The organism is Alkalimonas delamerensis, assembly GCF_030717955.1.
GTDB classification, from domain to species: domain Bacteria; phylum Pseudomonadota; class Gammaproteobacteria; order Enterobacterales; family Alteromonadaceae; genus Alkalimonas; species Alkalimonas delamerensis.
Genome location: NZ_JAUZVY010000001.1, coordinates 290,243 through 309,744, shown reverse-complemented (window position 1 = coordinate 309,744; position 19,502 = coordinate 290,243). Strand labels below are relative to the sequence as shown.

At 55.0% G+C, this 19,502-nt stretch carries 22 protein-coding genes; 9 read left to right on the top strand and 13 right to left on the bottom strand.

Annotated features, from left to right (window positions below; genetic code table 11):
- Positions 1–106 precede the first annotated feature (106 nt).
- On the top strand, positions 107–712 hold the full coding sequence (locus tag Q3O59_RS01430) for a DUF502 domain-containing protein (protein ID WP_305943908.1): 606 nt from the start codon (positions 107–109) through the stop codon (positions 710–712).
- Here the strand turns inward: Q3O59_RS01430 and Q3O59_RS01425 are convergent.
- From Q3O59_RS01425 to Q3O59_RS01400, 6 genes are read right to left on the bottom strand one after another with little or no spacing between them, the layout of a single operon-like run.
- Positions 709–1,608: a GNAT family N-acetyltransferase gene (locus tag Q3O59_RS01425; RefSeq protein WP_305943907.1), complete on the bottom strand. Its 900-nt coding sequence runs from the start codon at positions 1,606–1,608 to the stop codon at positions 709–711. The genes Q3O59_RS01430 and Q3O59_RS01425 overlap by 4 nt on opposite strands.
- Positions 1,568–3,178 carry an NRDE family protein gene (locus tag Q3O59_RS01420; protein WP_305943906.1) on the bottom strand — a complete coding sequence of 537 codons (1,611 nt, stop codon included), beginning with the start codon at positions 3,176–3,178 and terminating at the stop codon, positions 1,568–1,570. Before Q3O59_RS01420 ends, Q3O59_RS01425 begins: the two co-directional genes overlap by 41 nt.
- Positions 3,166–3,657 carry a DinB family protein gene (locus Q3O59_RS01415; protein WP_305943905.1) on the bottom strand — a complete coding sequence of 164 codons (492 nt, stop codon included), beginning with the start codon at positions 3,655–3,657 and terminating at the stop codon, positions 3,166–3,168. The genes Q3O59_RS01420 and Q3O59_RS01415 overlap by 13 nt, the downstream gene beginning before the upstream one ends.
- On the bottom strand, positions 3,644–3,892 hold the full coding sequence (gene nrtS / locus Q3O59_RS01410) for a nitrate/nitrite transporter NrtS (protein WP_305943904.1): 249 nt from the start codon (positions 3,890–3,892) through the stop codon (positions 3,644–3,646). The genes Q3O59_RS01415 and nrtS overlap by 14 nt, the downstream gene beginning before the upstream one ends.
- A complete protein-coding gene (locus Q3O59_RS01405; RefSeq protein WP_305943903.1) occupies positions 3,892–4,812 on the bottom strand; it encodes an HD-GYP domain-containing protein in 921 nt (306 codons plus the stop codon). The genes nrtS and Q3O59_RS01405 overlap by 1 nt, the downstream gene beginning before the upstream one ends.
- Before the next feature lie 27 nt (positions 4,813–4,839).
- Entirely contained in the window at positions 4,840–5,292 is a 453-nt protein-coding gene (locus tag Q3O59_RS01400; RefSeq protein WP_305943902.1) for a hypothetical protein, read from the bottom strand.
- 93 nt (positions 5,293–5,385) lie between these two features.
- On the opposite strand from Q3O59_RS01400, the gene Q3O59_RS01395 reads away from it, so the two are divergent.
- The 3 genes from Q3O59_RS01395 to Q3O59_RS01385 all read left to right on the top strand — a co-directional run bounded on the left by Q3O59_RS01395 (position 5,386) and on the right by Q3O59_RS01385 (position 7,563).
- On the top strand, positions 5,386–6,306 hold the full coding sequence (locus Q3O59_RS01395) for an AraC family transcriptional regulator (protein WP_305943901.1): 921 nt from the start codon (positions 5,386–5,388) through the stop codon (positions 6,304–6,306).
- Positions 6,307–6,484: 178 nt separating this feature from the next.
- Positions 6,485–6,859, top strand: coding sequence for a thioredoxin family protein (locus Q3O59_RS01390; protein ID WP_305943900.1), 375 nt, complete (start codon positions 6,485–6,487; stop codon positions 6,857–6,859).
- Between the two features lie 2 nt (positions 6,860–6,861).
- Positions 6,862–7,563, top strand: a complete 702-nt coding sequence (locus Q3O59_RS01385) for a cytochrome c biogenesis CcdA family protein (protein WP_305943899.1) — start codon at positions 6,862–6,864, stop codon at positions 7,561–7,563.
- A 49-nt stretch (positions 7,564–7,612) separates the two neighbouring features.
- Here Q3O59_RS01385 and Q3O59_RS01380 read toward each other — a convergent pair whose 3' ends face one another.
- Positions 7,613–7,870, bottom strand: coding sequence for a hypothetical protein (locus Q3O59_RS01380; protein WP_305943898.1), 258 nt, complete (start codon positions 7,868–7,870; stop codon positions 7,613–7,615).
- Between the two features lie 153 nt (positions 7,871–8,023).
- On the opposite strand from Q3O59_RS01380, the gene Q3O59_RS01375 reads away from it, so the two are divergent.
- Positions 8,024–9,232, top strand: a complete 1,209-nt coding sequence (locus tag Q3O59_RS01375; protein WP_305943897.1) for a GGDEF domain-containing protein — start codon at positions 8,024–8,026, stop codon at positions 9,230–9,232.
- A 49-nt stretch (positions 9,233–9,281) separates the two neighbouring features.
- Here Q3O59_RS01375 and Q3O59_RS01370 read toward each other — a convergent pair whose 3' ends face one another.
- From Q3O59_RS01370 to Q3O59_RS01360, 3 genes are all read right to left on the bottom strand, one after another.
- Positions 9,282–10,931: a methyl-accepting chemotaxis protein gene (locus tag Q3O59_RS01370; protein WP_305943896.1), complete on the bottom strand. Its 1,650-nt coding sequence runs from the start codon at positions 10,929–10,931 to the stop codon at positions 9,282–9,284.
- Between the two features lie 151 nt (positions 10,932–11,082).
- A complete protein-coding gene (locus tag Q3O59_RS01365; protein WP_305943895.1) occupies positions 11,083–11,976 on the bottom strand; it encodes a ribose-phosphate diphosphokinase in 894 nt (297 codons plus the stop codon).
- A 6-nt stretch (positions 11,977–11,982) separates the two neighbouring features.
- Positions 11,983–13,557 (bottom strand): thymidine phosphorylase family protein, encoded by a 1,575-nt coding sequence (locus Q3O59_RS01360; protein ID WP_305943894.1) that lies wholly within the window; start codon positions 13,555–13,557, stop codon positions 11,983–11,985.
- A gap of 182 nt (positions 13,558–13,739) precedes the next feature.
- On the opposite strand from Q3O59_RS01360, the gene Q3O59_RS01355 reads away from it, so the two are divergent.
- Positions 13,740–14,264 (top strand): lipocalin family protein, encoded by a 525-nt coding sequence (locus Q3O59_RS01355; RefSeq protein ID WP_305943893.1) that lies wholly within the window; start codon positions 13,740–13,742, stop codon positions 14,262–14,264.
- Between the two features lie 120 nt (positions 14,265–14,384).
- Complete coding sequence (locus tag Q3O59_RS01350) at positions 14,385–15,137, top strand: LiaF domain-containing protein (RefSeq protein ID WP_305943892.1); 753 nt, start codon at positions 14,385–14,387, stop codon at positions 15,135–15,137.
- A gap of 15 nt (positions 15,138–15,152) precedes the next feature.
- Here Q3O59_RS01350 and Q3O59_RS01345 read toward each other — a convergent pair whose 3' ends face one another.
- Positions 15,153–15,974 carry a M90 family metallopeptidase gene (locus Q3O59_RS01345; RefSeq protein ID WP_305943891.1) on the bottom strand — a complete coding sequence of 274 codons (822 nt, stop codon included), beginning with the start codon at positions 15,972–15,974 and terminating at the stop codon, positions 15,153–15,155.
- Between the two features lie 103 nt (positions 15,975–16,077).
- Between Q3O59_RS01345 and Q3O59_RS01340 the strand changes: the two genes are divergently transcribed.
- Positions 16,078–16,530, top strand: coding sequence for a tellurite resistance TerB family protein (locus tag Q3O59_RS01340; protein ID WP_305943890.1), 453 nt, complete (start codon positions 16,078–16,080; stop codon positions 16,528–16,530).
- 2 nt (positions 16,531–16,532) lie between these two features.
- Here Q3O59_RS01340 and Q3O59_RS01335 read toward each other — a convergent pair whose 3' ends face one another.
- Together Q3O59_RS01335 and Q3O59_RS01330 are read right to left on the bottom strand one after the other, a co-directional pair.
- Positions 16,533–16,865, bottom strand: coding sequence for a hypothetical protein (locus Q3O59_RS01335; protein WP_305943889.1), 333 nt, complete (start codon positions 16,863–16,865; stop codon positions 16,533–16,535).
- A gap of 134 nt (positions 16,866–16,999) precedes the next feature.
- Positions 17,000–18,439 (bottom strand): aminotransferase-like domain-containing protein, encoded by a 1,440-nt coding sequence (locus Q3O59_RS01330; RefSeq protein ID WP_305943888.1) that lies wholly within the window; start codon positions 18,437–18,439, stop codon positions 17,000–17,002.
- A 104-nt stretch (positions 18,440–18,543) separates the two neighbouring features.
- On the opposite strand from Q3O59_RS01330, the gene Q3O59_RS01325 reads away from it, so the two are divergent.
- Positions 18,544–19,479 carry a DMT family transporter gene (locus Q3O59_RS01325; protein ID WP_305943887.1) on the top strand — a complete coding sequence of 312 codons (936 nt, stop codon included), beginning with the start codon at positions 18,544–18,546 and terminating at the stop codon, positions 19,477–19,479.
- Positions 19,480–19,502: the final 23 nt, after the last annotated feature.

The window sequence follows — 19,502 nt, the reverse complement described above, 5'->3', positions numbered from 1 at the left end:
ACAAACCATCACTGTCACTCAAGCCCTTCTGTCTGTTAGCACTGGCTTTGACTTCTATAGTGCTGGTATGCTGCTCAGTAGTTTCGTTCTCAACCATAAAAACTTTATGAAAATCATCGCTAAAAGCCTGGCCAAGGGTCTGGCCATTATTCTGCCCATTGTCATTACCATCGAGCTGATCCGCTGGCTGCTGGTGACCATTGAGTCCAGGCTGGCCCCGCTGCTGGAGCTGGTGTTACCGACTAGCTGGTATCTGCCAGGCATGGCGATTGCCGCCTTTGTGCTGCTGTGTGTGGTGATTGGCTTCAGCGCACGCTGGCGTGGTTTTGACTGGTTGTGGCAGTTGCCCGGCAAGCTGCTGCTCAAACTGCCAGGTACCAAACAAATCTACGGCATGCTGCAGGATTTGATGGATGTGATGTCGGGTAAAAACTTTGCCGATGAGTCGGTGGTGATGGTCAAGCTGCCGGGCACGGATATAGAGCTGATTGGAATTGTGACCAAAAAAGGTGGCATTGATGGCGATCGCATGTCCTCTTTAATGAATGACGAACAACTGGCGGTGTTTATCCCAATGGCCTACAACGTCGGCGGCTACACCATCATCGTGCCACGCAGCTGTACCCGGAATCTGGAGATGAAACCAGCCGAAGCGCTGCAGCTGGTGTTAAGCGGTGGCCTGGGTTCGAATGGCAGCAGTAAGAAGTCCTAAGCATCCTTTAAAAAGCGCTGCCGGATAGCCCCGCTGACGGCGGTCAGTGGCACGATGATGCTAAGCTCATAGGCCTGGCCAAAATCCTCATCCAGTGCAGTATCATCAAACCAGATGCCGTTGCCCACACTTAAATACGACTGCAAAATGGGCGGCAGACGGCAGCCATAGGGTTTGAGCAGTTGCTGCAGGTGCCGGATACGCCCGTCTGGGCCCAACTCTACCCAGCCGCGGCACTCCAGCGTGTGTGCTGCCGCGTAATTCAGGCCAGTTTTTGCCATCATCATCGGCTCTGGCGGGGGATACAACTGCTGGCAAAACTGCACCATGCAGGCAATGGCTTGCTGGCCCAGGCTTTGATAGAGCGAAACATTACCAAAAAAGAACTGCAGCTGCGGGTGGATGCGGGCCAAGGCACCCAGCCCGGCCCATAACGCAAAGAAACCCAGGGTACGGGCCTTAGCACTGGTATTGACCACCGAGCGGCCCAGTTCGATGCCATAGGGCAACACCTGGCTGCAAAAAGCCTTGCTGTAATCAAACAGCTGGCTGGTACGCAGCAAGGCATGGCCATGCTGAGCTGCTTGCCAGCCTAACTGGTAGCGGTAAATGGCCACTAACTCCAACCTGGCCGGATCCCATACCAGCAACTGGTGATAGGCATGCTCGCCATAATCCAGTGCATCCAGATCACGCGCCATATTACGGCCGGCACCGGCACTGCGAAACATCAATTCGCGTAAACGGCCAATCTCCAGCATGGTCACTGGGATCCTGTCTGCCTGAGCGCTGAATACCAGCAAACCGCGAATGCTGGCAATGGGCTTTAACTGTGCCAGCTCCTGTGCAATCAACTCAGCCGGCTCGGCGGCTGCAACTGGGCTTAGCATCGGCATCGGGTTCCTCCTGATAAATAGTGGGTAGTTGATAGCAACGGCGTTTCAACCAAGCGATACGCTGCCGATCGGTATCGGCCAGAGCGTCCAGCTCAACGGCATGCATCGGAATATCGACATACAGCCGTGGTGTGCGATTGGCGGGCTTTAGCATTTCCCGCACCAGCAACAGCATTTCCAGATTGGCCTGGATGCCCAGTCTGGTTCGCAGCCAGGCCAACCTATAGAACCAAGTCGAATTCTGACTTTGCAGATGCAGCACGGTCAGGCTGCGCTGCTGCCGCCTGGCCAATGTCACCGTCAATTTGGCCCAGTTGCCATCGTCCAACTGACCTTTGCCGCTCTTTCTGGCGGTACGACCAGCCGGAAAAATCAACAGGGGTGCGTCGCTGGCAAAAGCAGCCTGCACCCATGGCAGCGCATCTTTAGGCTTAGCAAATACCGGGATCGACACCATGCGCCCGGCCAGCTGCTGCACTTCGGTCAGCGCTTCGTTGGCCAGCACCTGCAAATTTGGATAGCGCTTTTGCAACACACTGAGCAGCAGCAAACCATCAATGCCGCCGGTGGGGTGGTTGCAGACAAATACCGGCCGACTGCTGCTCACAGGCCAGCGGCAGGCAATGATGTCCGGGCGAAGCCGCAGGCACTGCAGCGCCACATCGCAAAAGCGCTCGGCAGGCTGCTGATTCAAAGGCTGCAGCCCCTGATTGAATGGTTTTTCCGCCAACAGCCAGCGCAGTAACGCCCACTGCCAACCGGTGAGCTGGTCAGCCAGCGCCGGGCTGTAACGGCGAACCAAAGCCTCTGCATCCAACCGGCTGCTAAAGGAGAGTTCTGCCAGCAACAGCTTACGCAGTGGCAGCTCCAGACAATGGCTGTCACCAGCCTGATGCATGGACGGATGCCCATCCCAATACTGCATGCGGATGCTGCCCGCTTCGATGGTCACTTGCGTCATGCTGACCGTTTGCACCTGGCTGCGCTGCATGGCGATGCCGCTAAAAGCGCCGAAAGGTGCGGCTTTACGATGCAATCGCTGCAGGGTTTGCAGGGACGGCGAGCGGGCCATCACCCGTTGCCAGTGCCAGGCTCTGAGCCTTGGGATCAGCCCGGATAAAGCACTGGAGCTGGATAAAGGCGAGCTTGGTGCCAGTTGCTGGCGAAGCTGGCTGCCATCCCAATGCCACAGCAGCGGCTCCTGTTGCCCAACAAAGAGCAGCAAGCGAAAAGGTGCATAGCAGCCTAGTTGCTCTGGCTGCAACATAGCATCCAGCGCCTGCCAATCAAGGCTGTGCGCCAGTGCCTTTAGCAGCAACCCCCGACTGCGGCGAATGCCAGCTGCCGGCTGATAAGCGGCGGCATAATCGTTGAGCAGGCAAAAGACCTGGCCCCGGTCGTTGGCGGCCACCCAGCTGCCACCACCGTCTGGATCGATGGGCATGATGGCGTCCACACCCTGCTGGCTAATACGCTGGGGTGCATGCGCCCGGGCGCGGTTTTTTCGCTCATCCCGGTTGAACAGGATATGCAGCTGTCCTTGCTGGTACCACCAGCTTAGGGTGCACATCGTTTGTAATACTCCCGGGTCGAGCTATGTACGCCGGCTTCTGTGGGCCAGCTGTAGCCCCAGGGCTCCAGCAACGCATGGATCAAGGCCAGATGATGCACCGCATGACTGGCAACAAAATCCAGCTCACGTTGCAAGCTGGTGTAGGTGGTGCCTTCGGCAAATTGATAGCTCAGCTGGGTATCCAGCTCATCGGCTTCCAGGCACTGCAGCCAGGTTTGCAAGCGTTCTATCCAGTGCAGCGCTTTTCGCGGATCGCTTTGTGCGCCTTCATCGCGCAGCCGCAGCCGGTAATCCAGCTGATGACTGTCGGATGCCAGCCACAGCTGCTGATAATGGTCCAGCACATGACGGATATGCTTACCGACTGAAGGCTCACCGGGCCAGTCTTTGACCTGCCGGTAATGTTCAGGCTGCACCTGCCGTAGAATAAGACGGATTAAGTCCAACTGATGCAGGTTTTGTTCAATCACCGTCATGCGATTCTGTCCTTTGAATGGTTAAATCGTTTAGCCGCTGTTTGGCGGCGCTGTAGCTGGCGACCGAGAAGGGCACCAGATAATTAAGCAGGGCCAGTCCAAAGCGCCAGGGCGCTTCTCCGGTAATAGCATCCCATTGATTGATCAGGTTCAGCAAAGTCCCTACTACCAGCGCCACCTTGATGGCATTTTTGCACACATCGGGGTGGCGCAGTTGTTTCAGCAAGGCTGTCATCAGCGTTCAAACCTTACCAACTGCTCCAGCGGGATATGCGATACCGACTCTTCAATCAACCGTTTAATTAATAGCTTATCCGCTTTAGGTTGCAGTTGTTCGGCCGAAGCTTTGCGACCGGTCGGTTTGACCGTCCAGTGGTCGTGCTCAGCACACAACGCCATCTCGCTGTGACAGACACCACAAGCCAACAGATCACCCGGCTTGTCCTCGCTCTGTTGCAGTACCGTCGGGCCACAATGCGGGCAGATATGCAAGGGAATGCCATCATCACTGTGCCCCATAATGGCATCCAGTTCACCTCGTTCAGCCAACACCAGCAACTGGTTGCACCAGAACTGGTTAAACTGTCGGCCGGACTCGTCACGCAAGATACCAAGCACTTTCTCCAGCGGCATCGGCTTGCGGTAGGAGCGTAAACTGGTCATCGCATCAAAGGCATCACAGACCCCAATGATGGCCGCATCGGTTGGGATCATGCTGGCAGTCAGTCCATGCGGATAACCACGGCCATCCGGCCGCTCATGGTGCAACTCGACTGCAGCGGCCACCAGATGCCCCAGCGGATGCCCCGCCAGCATGCGGCCACCAGCCTCCGGGTGCGTTTGGATCACAGCAAACTCACTGTCATTCAACTTGCCGGTCTTATTTAAAATTGCATCCGGGATGGCGACTTTGCCCAAATCATGCAAAAAGCCGCCCAGGGTCACCCGGGCGATATCGGCCTCGGGCAAACCACCGGCTCTGGACAAGAGATTGGCATAACGTGACACCCGCCATAAGTGTCCGCCGGTGTAGGGATCCTTGGCTTCGACAAACCAGGCCATCACCATCAGACTGGCCAACAGATCTTTGCTTAACTGACCGGCATCCGCCGGTAACGCTTTTTCTGCTTGAAACTGTTGAAACCATCTGAGCATGATAGCCCCCTGTTAAGTGAACCCTGCTTATCTTTTGGCGTGAATCTTCAAAAGCTTAGCAAAAGACTCCCGCTTGACTGCATCGGCCAGATCATCTTTGCAAAAATACAGCACTGTACCAGCCTGTCCGGGCTGGGCTGAACCAATCACCTGGCCAGCGGCAGCAATGGCTGCCGCTGCGTGATGCTGCTGCATCAGATGCAAAATAGTCTTTTGCACCCGCTCCAGTGGCAACAAACTGGCAAACACAATCGGCAGGCTTGGCTTAAGCTGACGTATTGCCAACAGAATGTCTTCGGCCGACTGCGGCAGTGGCGACGACAAAGCCAAAGAAATAACGGCAACATCGGCTTTGGCCAGTTCGTCATTCAGCGCATCCAGCTGTGGCAGACGATTAAAACTAAAGCCCTGCTGTTGTAGGAAAGGTGCCATTTCACTGACGATAAATGGATGCGGTCTGGCAAGTAAAATATGTGGCATGCTGTTTCCTAAGGTTAATTTGTAGTTGCAATGTCCGGCCAAGGCCTTAGACTGTTTTCACAATAAGCTTAGGAAGTTCTACGGCTGCCAACAATGACCAAAACACCGGCCTTATCTACCGAAACACCAGAGCCACTGGAGCAGCTGCTGGCTCAGCTCGCTTTTGGCTCTGAGCTGCATTTTGAATCCGGCTTTTGTGATCACTGGAACCTCTTAACCACTAAATCCAGCAAAGCAGCCCTGCATGTGGTGACGCAGGGCCAACTTTGGATGGCGATTCCTGGTCGGCTTCAGGAACAAGTGCTACTGGAAGCCGGCGATGCTATTTTTTTCAGCCACAGTTTCCGGCATTGGCTAAGCGACGAGCCAGTGGATGAACACACCAACGAAGTCGACTTTGCCAACTTCTGTGTGCCCGATCATGTTGAACGTGGTCTGGTCTGCTACGACATCGCGGTCGAATCACCACTCACCGCCAATCTGTTTCAGGTGATGCCAGACTACATTCATCTGCCTGCCAACCAGCAATCCGGCCGGCTCAGTCCATTAATTCAGCTGATCCGGCAGGAAGCCCAAGCCCGTCAGCCTGGTTATCAGGCCGCCATCAGCCGATTAAGTGATGTGGTGGTGTTGCACTTGTTGCGCCAGGTGCTCAGTGACGACAGCATGCAACAAGGCCTGCTGGCAGCACTAAAAGATCCGGCGCTGCGCCGGGTGGTGCTGGCCATCATGGATGAACCGGGCGCTGACTGGACGGTAGAGACCATGGCCGCACTGGCATTTCTGTCCAAAAGCGCCTTTGCCGAGCGCTGCCATAAAGTGATGGCTATGACGGCCAAGTCCTTGCTGGATGAACTGCGACTGCAGCGCTGTCGTTATCTGTTGATCCATAGCGAATTGAGCCTGGAACTCATAGCAGAACAGATCGGTTATCAATCTGCCACCGCCTTCATTCGATTTTTTAAGCAACATGAAACACTCTCCCCAGGAGAGTTCAGAGCCCTGCATCATTAACCCGCAGTAAAATTCCGATACGGTGTTTTGGTTGATTGCGCCGTTGTATTCGCTGATGTGCTTCCTTTCTGGCCTCTTTACACTGAAATGGTATTCACCCACTCATCTAACGAGGTTCACTATGAAAATCATCACTACGGTTGTTATCTCAGTCCTTGTCCTGGCTGTAGCGGCATTTATGCTGCTAGCCCCCGCCAATGCGTCCAACGAGTACCTGACCAAACATAAACAAGCCTTTACCGAAACCGAGTTCCGGCAAGCCCAAGCCGATAACCGACTGATTTTGATTGATGTGTATGCGCCCTGGTGCCCGACCTGTCGCCGTCAGCACAGCGTATTGAATGACTATTTTGCGCAAAACCCCAACAGCGACATTCTGGTGCTGCAAGTGGATTTTGATAACCAGAAAGACTGGGTCAGTTACTTCAAGGCGCCACGTCAGTCGACCTTGGCGCTGTATCGTGGTGAAGAGCAGCTTTGGTTTAGTGTGGCCCAAACCCGTGAAAACACCATCTTTGCCGAGCTGAAAAAACACGACCAGGGCGCTGACTGATTATGGAGTTTACCGCCATCCCACTGGCCCTGATAGCAGGCGTGCTGAGCCTGTTATCACCTTGTGTGCTGCCGATGATACCGGCGGTTACGGCATCGGCCATGCGGGCATCCAAAACCGGTGTCTGGTTTTTAGCGGCAGGTTTAGCCTTTACCTTTGCGCTGGGGGGCTCCTTGCTGACCTACCTGCTGCTTAGCGCCGGCTTATCGCCCGATATTATGCGCACCTTTGCCGCAGTCTTTATGTTGTTGATGGGGCTGGTGCTGGTGGTTGGCTGGCTGAATCAGCAATTTAGTCTGCTGTTGTCACGCCTGACCAGCCGGTTGCCTGCTGGCGGCCAGTTGGCAGACTCCTCAGACCGCCCAGCCTTTCAGTTTGTGATCGGTGGCTCTTTGGGTCTGGTCTGGTTGCCATGCGTAGGCCCTACCCTGGGTGCCGCTATCGCTCTGGCCTCAACCGGGGAAAGCCTGATGATGTCGTTTAGCGTGATGTTGGCATTTGGCCTTGGTACCGCTTTGCCATTGGTGGGTCTGGGGTACGCCGCCGGTACCCGACTGAACACCCTGCGCGCCTCCGGCAAAATCGGTCGTCTGCTGCTGGGCTATGCCCTGCTACTGATAGCCCTGATGATCTTTACCGGTTTTGACAAGGTGATGGAGCTGTGGGCCATTGAGTACCTGCCAGATTGGGTGACAACCCTTTAGTCATTGAGCACACCAAGCAGTTGTCGGGCTATGCCAGGCAGCTGCTTTACTACTTCCTAAACGTTCGCCAAGCGTATCTGGCCGTGAAAAAAGCAAAGCCAAGGTGCAGCACAATGGAAAACCAGAAAATAGAGGGATCATCCTGCAGCGTATGGACAGGCCCGGTAAGCGCAGCATGGTGCAGTCCCGGTGCCACGCCTGTAATCAAACCTTTCGCGGCCCGGTAAACAAGCATCAGCGACAGCACGGCACAAAGCGCAGCAATAATGTAAGGGTCCAGCGCGGATTCACGGTATCTTTTGGGCATAGCAACTCACGGTTTTAAAGTGGCTTGGGTACTGCGCTATTTTACAGCCAGTCTATACCCAAGTAACCTCAAAATACCGATTTCAGTTCGGGGCAGCAGCCTGCTACACTGAGCACAGAATAACAATATGCTGTCAACAGCTCGAGGTTGTGTGTGCGCTGGTTGATCTTGTCTCCTGTGTTGCTGTTAGCCGTGATGCTGATAGGCTGGCCTGAGCATGCCTTGTTCGCGGCCCTCCCCTTCCCGCTCGCTGCCTGGCTGGCTTTGGCCTTTGTTGCCTCGCTGGCGCTTTTAATGCGTCAAACCGACTGGCTGTATTGGCTGGCTTTTCTGGCCGGGCATTATTTTACCGTGCAGCAGGGTCTGCAGCGCCCCATCAGCGAGCCTGACGTTGATCTGCTGTACAGTTATCTTCCTCTGGTGAGCGCCCTTTGGCTTGGCTTGCTGGTTCTGTTGCCCCGCCCGCCACTGCTGACCAAAGGTGGCATTGGCTTGTTGCTGGCCTCGGCGATGGTTCCAATTGCTTTGCTGTATTTGCCGCTGCCAAACTGGCAAGCTTCCTTGCCCGATTACCACTGGCTGCTGCAGCCAGTTCGGGCAGAAAACCCTCTGAACTGGTTGCAGGCCAGTGTGCTGCTGTTGGTCATCGCAGGCTGGCTGGCCCAGCTGAGCTACCGCAACTGGCCCAAGCCCATGCTGGGGCAACTGGCGGTGCTGCTTAGTCTTGCACTGTTTTATCTGTGGCTGGCTCAACCTGAACTCTCCGGTTGGGCGACCCTGATTGCCAGCAGTTGTTTGCTGCTGACGCTGGCGTTGCAAATGCTGCAACTGGCATACATCGATGAGCTGACTCAGTTACCGCAGCGCCGGGCACTGATGGGGCACTTAAACCGCTTGGGTAAGAAAAGCGCCGTGACCATGCTGGATGTCGATCACTTTAAAAAATTCAACGACACCTATGGCCATGACGTGGGCGATCAGGTGTTGCGACTGCTGGGTGCCATCTTGGCCAAACAACGCGGTATGACCGCCTATCGCTACGGCGGTGAGGAGTTTACCCTGGTGTTTCACCATGCCAACCCGAAAAAACTGAAAGAACAACTGGAGCAGGTCCGCCAGCAAGTGGCCGACTACCCCTTAGTCGTTCGCCAGGGCGGCCGGCCCAAAGACCACGAAACCGGTAAAAAGCAGCGCTCGGCCAAGCACAACAGCGGCAGTAAAACCGTGCAAATTACCATTAGCCTGGGCTGCGCTATCCGGCAGGGCAGCGAAAAGCCCGAGTCTTTGCTGAAGCGTGCCGATGAGGCCTTGTACAAAGCCAAGAAAAAAGGCCGCAACTGTGTGGTACTGGCCTCCAGCTAACAACAAGCCAGGCATAAGCCTGGCTGAAAACGTTTGTATGCCTTGCCGATCAGCTGGTTCTAAAGCGGGCTACCTGCTGCCCTAAGCCTGTGGCAACCCGCTGCAGCGCCGCAACAGCACCACGGTTTTGCTGCATCACTACGGCATTATCCCGCGACATACTGGCAATTTGTTCAATGTGTTTGGCAAGCTCGGTGACAGCCGTCGATTGTTCATTGGTTGAGCGGGCGACATCACGCACATTGTTCAGCGAGTCCATCGCCTGACTGCGAATTTGCTGCAGCATACTGGCAGCTTCATTGGCTCGGGATAACCCTTCTGCCACTCTGGGCGCTGCCGTTTCCATCGAGGCAACCGCCAACTGAGTCTCATCCTGCACCAGCTGAATCATACCGGCGATCTCCGTAGTGGCTTTGCTGGTGCGCTCTGCCAGCTGCCGTACTTCATCGGCAACCACCGCAAAACCGCGGCCAGACTCACCGGCTCTGGCTGCTTCGATAGCCGCGTTCAGGGCCAGTAAATTGGTTTGTTCCGCAATGCTTTTAATCACATTGGCGATACCAGCAATTTCCTTAGAGCGCTGTTGCAACTCACCTATTTTGCTTGCTGACTGCTCAACCGTCTCAGCAACGACTGCAATCTCAGTGGCGGCATCTTGTACCAGGCGCGCACCCTGATCAGACAAATCTGCAGTTATTTGTGAGTTTTGTTCGGTCAAATCGACCACGCTGGCTACCTGTTTCAGGCTCACCGTCATTTGTTCAATGCTGGCAGCTGATGCTGTGGATGAATGCGCCTGCCGCTCGGTCGCTTCCAAAGCTTCCAGGGCGGCCTGATCCAGCTCGTCGGCCTGAGCTTTGACCGTTTTTGCCGCATCAACCACTTCGCTCAGGGTCTGACCTAATTGCAGCTGCATATTCGCCACCGCCGCCAACATGCTGTTTGGCAGGCTGTCACGGATTTGGGTTGTGAGATCACCTGCTGCAATCTGGCTCACCAGATCGGCAGCCTCATCCGGCTCGCCTCCCAGTGCCTGACGTAAGTAACGCAGAATCCAAACCGCCATGGCAATGCCAATGATAATGGCCACTGCTGTCAGCAATACCATGGTCAGGGCAAAAGCTCCCGCGACCCCTTGAGCGTTGTCGGTGGCTTGTTGATTTTTCGCTTCCTGATAATCAATAAAGGCATTGATGCTGGCCAACCAATCGACAAAGACAGGGCCGACTTGTGCCAGCAACAACCGCTGTGCCTCGCTTTGCTGGCCTTGCTGGCGTAATTGAATCACCTGATTTGCCAGCGGCAAGGCTCTCGCCTCCACAGCATCGATTGACTGCAACAATTGCCGCTCGGTTGTGCTAACGCCATTGCGCTGCTGGAAGATATCATCCATCAGGCGACGGGAGTTCAGATAAAATGATTCCAGTTGTTCAATATCACGCAATAACGCAGGGATATCACGCGGATTGTCGACCAAGGTGACATCGCGCAGCGAAATAGCCCTATCGTGCACACTGCCACGAAAGTTAATGGCGTAGCGTTGTTTGACTGAGTTCAGCTCAGTCATCTCAGTTAATGTTTGATTAATTCGCTGAACCCGCTCCACCCCAATCAGGGTAAGGCCCACCATCAGGAGCAACACGATGCCAAAACCCAAACCTAGCCGCTTGGCCACCGTCATCGATTGTTTTTTTTGCATCACACACCTCATTACAACTTCAAGGCGACATGCCTGTAATAGCGTGCACAATACATGCTTAGTTAAAACTTCTCTAATGAAATAAACACGTCCTTACTATCGAATAAATTTGTTGATCCAGACTAATGGCTTTGTCGTAGAGCTGCATTTTTTAAGCTAACATGGGGACTAAGGCCTCGGCCAGAACCGGCGCCATACTGATGGCATTGCTGTCGTGCGCAATGCAGTCGGTGCTCCAGATATGCCGCACGCCTGCCTGCTTGATGGTCGCTAGTGCATCGCCGGCAAAGAGCGCATGGGTCACCGCCACATCCACCGAAGCGGCACCTGCCGCCAGCAACTGCTCGGCGGCTCTGGCCATGGTGCGCCCAGAGCTGGCGACATCGTCCATCAGCACCACCTGGCGCCCGCTAACCGGCACATCTGGTAAGGCTATTACCACCTCTGTATCGCCATGCCGTACCTTGCTGCAGACACCATAATCGCAACCAATGCGAGCTGCGGCCAGTTCGACCCATTGCCGCGACTCTGCATCCGGCCCAATCAGCAAAGGCTGCTGACATTTTTCCGCGATTAAATCTGCCAGTCTGGGAGCACCACTCAGCGCAATGGCGTCGCCTTTGGGGATGGCTTCACGCAAATGTTCGATGCGATGCAAATGGGGATCGACCGTGATCACCGCATCAAATAAATCCGCCAGTAAACCGCCAATAATTGTCTGGCTGACAATTTCTCCAGGGTAAAACGCAATGTCCTGCCGCATATAAGCCAGATAAGGTGCGACCAACAGCAGCCGCTTTACACCGCAGCCTCGCAAGTGCTTTGCCAGCAGAATCAGTTCGACCAGCTTGTCGTTTGGCCGGTCCAGGCTGCGATACAGCACCAGTTGTGTGGGTGCATCGCCATCAGCAAACGGCAGGGTCAGCTTCAGCTCTTCGTCCGGGAACTGATGGCGTTGATAGCAACTTAGTGACAGGCCGGCAGCTTGCGCAAGCCGCCCGGCAGCTTCGGTTTCCTCAGGAGAACACAGTAGATAGTTCGACATCAGCGGTTAATACTCCACATGCAATGACACCAGCTGGTCAGCCTGACCCAGCTGGTAACCAATACAACGCTCACAGGCCTGGCGGGCAAAAGCCAGCTCGGTTGGGTAAGCGGCATACACCTTGTACAGCGGTTGACCCGCTTCGACCGGATCGCCCAGCTTTACCAGTAAATCCACGCCAGAACCTTTGGCCCGGGGGGCACCGGCAGAGCGCGCAATTCGCGCCAGCTGCACATTATCAATGGCAATCACGGTGCCACTAACGGGTGCTGTCACCTCAAAGGATAAAGGCGATAATGGCGGGTGCTCTGGATCAAAATCACGCTGGCCCTGAGCCGAAATAATCGCCTGCATCTTTTCCAGCGCCCGGCCCGAGTCCAGGATATCACGGGCAATGCCAAACCCATCGCCACCACGCACATCGGGGTCAAACTCCAGCATGCGGCCAGCCAAGCGTAAGGATTTTTGCCGCAAATCATTGGGAGCTTTGGGGTGATTTTGCAGCACCCGCATCACATCACGCGCTTCCAGTGCCGGGCCAATGCCATTGCCAATCGGCTGACGGCCATCGGTAATCACCACATCGATGGTGAGCCCCATGCGCTTGGCCACGAACTCAAAGAGTTTACGCAGCCGCTGGGCTTCCGGCATGCTACGCACCTTAGCGGTTGGACCAATCGGAATATCCAGCAGCAAGTGGCTGGAACCTGCGGCTACTTTTTTCGATAAAATAGAAGCCACCATCTGGCCTGGCGAGTCAATCGACAAGGGCCGCTCCACTGAAATCAGCACATCATCGGCCGGTGATAAATCGCTGGTACCGCCCCAGGCCAGGCAGCCGCGGTGCCGGTGCACAATCTCAGTCAGCTGTTCAAACGGCATCTCAACGGCGGCCAGCAGCTCCATGGTATCGGCTGTGCCAGCCGGCGAGGTAATGGCGCGGGATGATGTCTTGGGGCATAGCATGCCATGGGCGGCCACAATGGGTACCAACAGCATCGAGGTGCGGTTGCCGGGAATGCCGCCAATGCAGTGCTTGTCCACCACCGGGTGCTCCTGCCAATCCAGCCTGCGGCCTACCTTGCTCATGGCATCGCTTAAAAAGAACACTTCTTCGCGGTCCAGCTCGCCCTGATTGCAAGCCACCACAAAGGCCGTCAGCTCAATTTTGGAATACCGGTGCGCCGCAATGTCCTGCACAATGCTGGTAAAATCGTCCCGGATTAACCGTTCACCGGCAATTTTACGGTGCAGGGCCGGAATAGAACGCGGCGGCTCGGCCGGCCCCACCGTCACCGCATCGCCATCCGGCGCGCCCAGCATGGCAAAAGCCTCTTCCGATAAACCCAGTTGCTGCTCATCAACAATACCGGCATCGTCCACCACATTCAAACTGGCCAGAATGCGCTTGCCTTTGGTACTGACTTCCACCTTGGCCAGGGCCTGAAAACCTTCGGCCCGGTAAATTTCGCAGTCGCGGTGCAGATACGCCACGTTCTCATGGTAGGTATCAATGCCTACGCGTTTTATAATCAGCGCTTTGGAAGTAGCCGTTGTGGCATTGGCGTCGGATGATTTCATAACAAAGCTCATTAACAGAATACTGTTACTCTAGCTGGCATGGACGCCACTGCCAAGATTTTAGCCGCTTCGCACTTTGATGCAGATCTGGTTTGCAGCAATAAAAACAGCATGCACTCTGCTCCAAACCGGCTGATGCCACGTATCAGCTCTTACCCGGTTTATTTGTCTGAGGATTTTCCATGCTGCGTATGCTTCCCATCTTGCTCCTGCTAACGGCTTGCACTGGTACACCAAGTACCGTCCAGCCCGTTACTCCCTTCGAGCTCGAACCCTATTTGGGCCAGTGGCACGAGATAGCCCGGCTCGATCACCGCTTCGAGCGGGGCCTTAGCGAAGTTACCGCTCATTACAGCATGCGTGACGATGGTGGTGTGCGGGTGCTGAACCGTGGCTACCATGCTGGAAAAGACCGCTGGCGCGAATCCGAAGGACGAGCCTATTTCCAGGGAGACAACAACACCGGTCAGTTAAAGGTATCTTTCTTCGGGCCTTTTTTTGCCAGTTACAACATTGCCAAGCTGGAACCCGACTACAGCATGGCGCTGGTGGTCGGCCATAATCTTAATTACGCCTGGATTTTAGCCAGAACCCCCACCCCTTCTGCCGATAACTGCCTGCGTTACCAGCAAAAAGCCGCTGCCATCGGGGTGGAGACTGAAGATTTGATCTGGCTTAGCGACTGCTTGCCCACAGCAAGCCATTAGTTTCCATCCTGAAACAGTATCCCTACCGTTTCACGGATCCATCAGGGAAAGCTGCACGTTTTGAGGTTGTTAGAAACGCTTACAATTTTACCCTTTCGCTAAACGCTACCCTGAGCCAAAATGATTAAAAAACAGCCAGCCTGGCTGGCGTATGGAGATAGAGGGGGACCTATGGCGATAGATACCACAGGGGTGAAACTGGAAGACAGGCCCATCGCCCAAGTGCGCGAAGCTGTTATCGATCAACTGATCATGAACTACAGCCACAGTGTGATTTCCGAGCAGGCCTTTGAACGCCGGCTTGATATTGCCACCAACTCCGATGATCCCAATGTGCTGATCGAGCAAGTGGCGGATCTGACCTTAGAGCCGGATGCCAAATACCGGGCCATGTGGTCACAAAACTTTGATGCCAGCAAGACAGCAACCAGCTCAGCCAATGCCATGAATGCTGTCGAACCGACTGATAAAGACCGCCTGGTCTCTATTCTCAGCAGTGATGAGCGCTCCGGGCCCTGGCGGGTGCCACAGCAACTGACCATTATCAATGCATTGTCTTCGGTAGAGCTGGACTTTTCCGAAGCTGTTTTTGAGCACCGGCAAGTGACCCTGCAACTGACAAACTGGCTGGGCAGTGTCAGCATTCAGGTGCCGGAGCATGTGGCGGTAATCAGTGAACTGAATAACATTGCCGCATCCAGCGATAACACCGTCGGTCAGGGTGGGCCAGGTAGCCGAAAAACCCATTGCATCCGGATTGAAGGCTATTCAGTGCTGGGCTCGCTGGATGTGTCCATCAAACGCAGCTTAAAACAACGCTTTACCGACTTTGCCAACAGCATCCGGGCAGCACTGGGGCTGGATAAAGCCTGAACAGCGCAACGCTCATTACTGCCACAATGCAGGGTTAAGCCGGTAAAACAGCTGCATCTGCTGGTACAGCGCAGGCTCTTGCTGCTGCAACGCCAAAGGTTGTTCGAAAAACACCTCGCTGGCCACAGCAAAAAATTCCGCTGGGTTGGTGGCGGCATAAGGGTCGAACACACTGGCCTGCCCATGACTTAACTGCTGTTGCAGCCGCTGAAAAGCCTGCAGGAACACCTGACTCCAGCGCTTGGCACTGCCGTCGGGACCAAGCACAGGGGCGCCATTGGCATAGCCTTTTTGCTGGTCAAGCTGATGGGCAAACTCGTGGATCACCACATTGTGGCCATCGAAAGGATCGGCTGCCCCATGCAGCGAATCCTGCCAGGATAAAATTACCTGGCCCTGCCCCCAGGACTCACCCAGCAAAACACCAGCCCCCTCATGCATCACACCAGCGGCATCGGTCTGCCGGTTTGGTACCACAAAAGCCGCCGGGTACACCAGCACTTGCCGCAAGCCCGGATAAATCCCCTGATCGCGGCCCAGTAACAACAAGCAAGCCTGCGCGGCTATGGTCACCCGAATGTCATCATTCATCTCCAGGCCAGCACAACCCACAAAGTCTTTCTCTGCCACAAACAGCTGAATCAGCTTTTTCAGCCTGAGCTGCAAGTCGGTTGGCAAGGTCCGAAAGTACGGTAGCCGGCGTTTTAAGATCTGCCGCCAGGCTTTGGGAAAAGGCTGCTTTAGAATGCGTTGCCGTTGCCACTGTCGCCAGTAGGGCTGGCCCAACAAGGCAACCAGAATCAGCAGAGTAAGAGCAGCCAGCAGAACCATCGCCATAAAAAGGACTCAAACAAGCATCGATTGATCTGTACAATTGGGTAAGGCAGTAAAAAAATCAAGCCATTCAGGTCGTGTTGACCTGTAAAGAATAGGAGTTGCCATGTTTCAACTGTTTAAACAATTGCTGGCACAAAGCGGCAGTGAGCCTGTTGCCGACTGCCCGGCGCTTAAGCTGGTGAACGAGGCGCAATTGATGTCGGTGGTGTTAATGCTGGAAGTAGCAGCCGCCGATTTTAAGGATGCCAGCGCCGAGCACGATGAAGTACTAAGTTACCTGACCAGTGAGTATCGCTTAACCCCGGTTGATGCCGAAGTTGTCTTTCGCCGGGCGAAGGAGCTGAGCAGCGACTCCGTCTGCCTGCATCGCTTCACCTCGAAAATGAAAGATGTAAGCTATCCTGAGCGGCTGGATTTAATGGAGCAACTGTGGCGCATCGCCTACCACGATGGTCAGCTGGATCCACACGAAGAAGCCATGCTTCGCAAGATTGCGGATCTGCTGTTTATCCGTCACAGCGATTACATTCAGTCCAAACTTGCGGTGCAGCCTTAGACTTACTCTTCTTTTTTGCCCACCACTTCGCCTTCAATGACCCGATGGCCAGCTGGACTCTGCTGCCCGGTCTGCTGCTGATACTCTTGGTGTGCCTGACGCTGTGCCTGTTGAGCAGCCTGCTGAAAAGCCCGCATTTTCTTGCGATAGCGCCAGTAAAACAGCGGGATAAGCAACCAGCTCAGCAGCAACATCACCAGCAGCAGTACAAAACCAGCCACCAGCAACACGCCCATCACCAGCCAGGCCAAGATGCGCTGCAGCGGCCCTGCCGCCTGTTGCTGACGCCACAGTTTTTGCCACTGGCCATTTTGCCGCGAAAAAGAAAACATCATTCACCTTTATCCTTCTAACCCGCCAACCGAGCGGCCTGTTGCATCATGATAGCAGCTTTGGCTGAGCAGAAACTGAACCATGGCCTGAAAGCAGTTGATATGGGCGCCTCACCCAAAAAACAACACATCACCGATTAACAACGGGTACGCAGCAACTGACCCAACTGCTGTACCGCCAGCTCCACCTCCGGTTGCCAGCGTACGCCAAAGCTCAGCCGCAAGCAGTTGCGAAACTTCTGCGACGGCGAAAACAAGGTGCCAGGCGCTATGCTGATGCCATGCTGCAGTGCCTGTTGAAACAACAGGCTGCAGTCTGCCGATTTGGCCAGTTCAATCCAAAGCACAGCACCGCCTTGTGGATTGCTTACCCTGGTGCCAGCAGGAAAGTGCTGCTGTACCAGCGCCATCATCCGCTCTTTATTCAACTTGAGAGCCAGTCGCAGCTTTTTTAAGTTGCGATCATACTCGCCGCTGGCGATAAACTCCGATAGGGTCCATTGATTCAGCAACGAAGAAGCAAAAGATAAAGCACGCTTCAACCGCCAGACTTGCCGCCCGTAGCGTCCCGGCAACAACCAGCCCACCCGGTAACTTGGCGCCACGGTTTTAGAAAATGAGCTGCAGGTCAGCACCAGCCCCTTGCGGCTGAAACACTGCGCTGGCCGGCCGCGGGCAGCGCCAAAGTAGAGCTCACCATAGACATCGTCTTCAATCAGTGGAATACCGCGCTGCTCCAGCATTTGCACCAGCTCTGCACGCTGCGCATCCGGCATAAAGGAGCCCATTGGATTGCTGATGGCGGTGGAAAAGATACACGCCTTGATGGGCTGACTGCCAAGAGCCTGCTCCAGATCGGCCAGCCAGATGCCATCATCCGGGCACACCGGAATTTCCACCGCCAACATGCCGAGCGTTTCAATCAGCTCCAACACACCAAAGTAGGTTGGGGATTCCACCGCAATCACATCACCGGCTTTGGCCACCGCCTGCAAGGCAATGGCCAGTGCTTCCTGGCCGCCATTGGTAATCAACAACTCATCCGGCTGCAAGGATAGCCCCACATCCAGATAGCGCAGGGCCAACTGACGCTTGAGCGGAGCAAAGCCATCAATGGGTCCATAATGCATCACCTGCTGGCCGGCTAGGGTCGTAACCCGACGCATGGTGCGTAGCAATGCTTTTTCCGACGGTTGCGCCATGCTGGGCTGGGCAATACCAAGCGGTAAAATACCAGGCTGATGCACCGCTTGGTAAAATTGCTCCAGCAAGCTTTGCTGGCGCACCGGCACCGGCGTATTGCTTAGCGGTAATCGACCTGGCCGGCACTCCGGCTGGCGCTGCACTTTCAGGTAATAACCTGAGCGATCCCGCGCTTCAATCAAGCCCAGACGTTCCAGCTCTTCATAACCCTGGCGCACCGTTGGAATGCTGATACCCAGTTGGCTGCTAAGCTGACGCAAGGACGGCAAACGCTCACCGGTCCGCAGCAGCTGTTGCTGTTGCATTTGCCGAATAAGCCGCACCACCTGCTGGTACAAAAACTCATCCAGCTCACGCTGAATCACTGCCGACATCTCGCCCCCAACTGTACAGGTCACATTTCTTATTTTCTGTGTATGGTGAGTATACAGAAAAACGCTAGCATAGCAGCACAAACTTCTGCCGGCCGGAGCCTGCCATGCAAAACGCCTTGCTGTACCTTGTTACTGTCTTGATTTGGGGCTCTACCTGGCTGGCAATAGAGTTTCAGCTGGGCGAGGTACCCATTGCCGTTTCGCTGGTGTACCGTTTTGGGCTGGCGGCTCTGCTGCTCTGGGCCTGGTGCCTGCTGCGGCGCCTCCCAATGCGACTGCCAGGCTCGATGCACCTGAGTGTCGCCCTGATGGCGGTGCTGAACTTCGCGCTGAACTACTTCCTGCTTTACCAGGCCCAGCTTTACTTAACCTCGGCCATGGCAGCCATTGCCTTTTCCACCTTGTTGCTGATGAACATCGTCAATACCCGCTTGTTCTTTGGTCAACCGGTTGCCAAACGCATTTATGTTGGAGCCGCTCTAGGCATAGGAGGCATCGCGGTGTTGTTTGCACCGGATCTGACGGGTCTGAGCCTGGCCAATACCAGCCTGCTTGGCTTGTTGCTGGTGCTGTCCGGCACCTTAAGTGCTTCTTTTGGCAATATGCTAAGTGTGCGCAACTCTCGGCGGGGGATTGGTATTCTAGCCATGAATGCCTGGGGCATGTTGTACGGGACTTTGGCGCTGCTGGCGCTCGCATTGCTCAGCGGGCACTCCTTTGTCTTTAGCAGCCAGCCGGCTTACCTGTGGTCCCTGCTTTACTTATCGCTGTTTGGCACCGTGATCGCCTTTGGCACTTACTTCGCGCTACTCAAACGGATGGGGCCGGAAAAAGCCAGCTATACCATCGTGCTGTTTCCTTTGGTGGCGGTGCTTCTCAGCAGCTGGTACGAAGGCTTTCAGTGGCAATTAAGCACCCTGTTCGGCTTTGCACTGGTGTTGGCCGGTAATGCTCTGGTGCTGACCCCTTTTCACAAAATTCGACAACTTTTACCGCATCAAAAACCCGCGACCGTTACAGCCCCTTACAAAGGTTCATAAATTGAACGCTTGATCGATTTTTG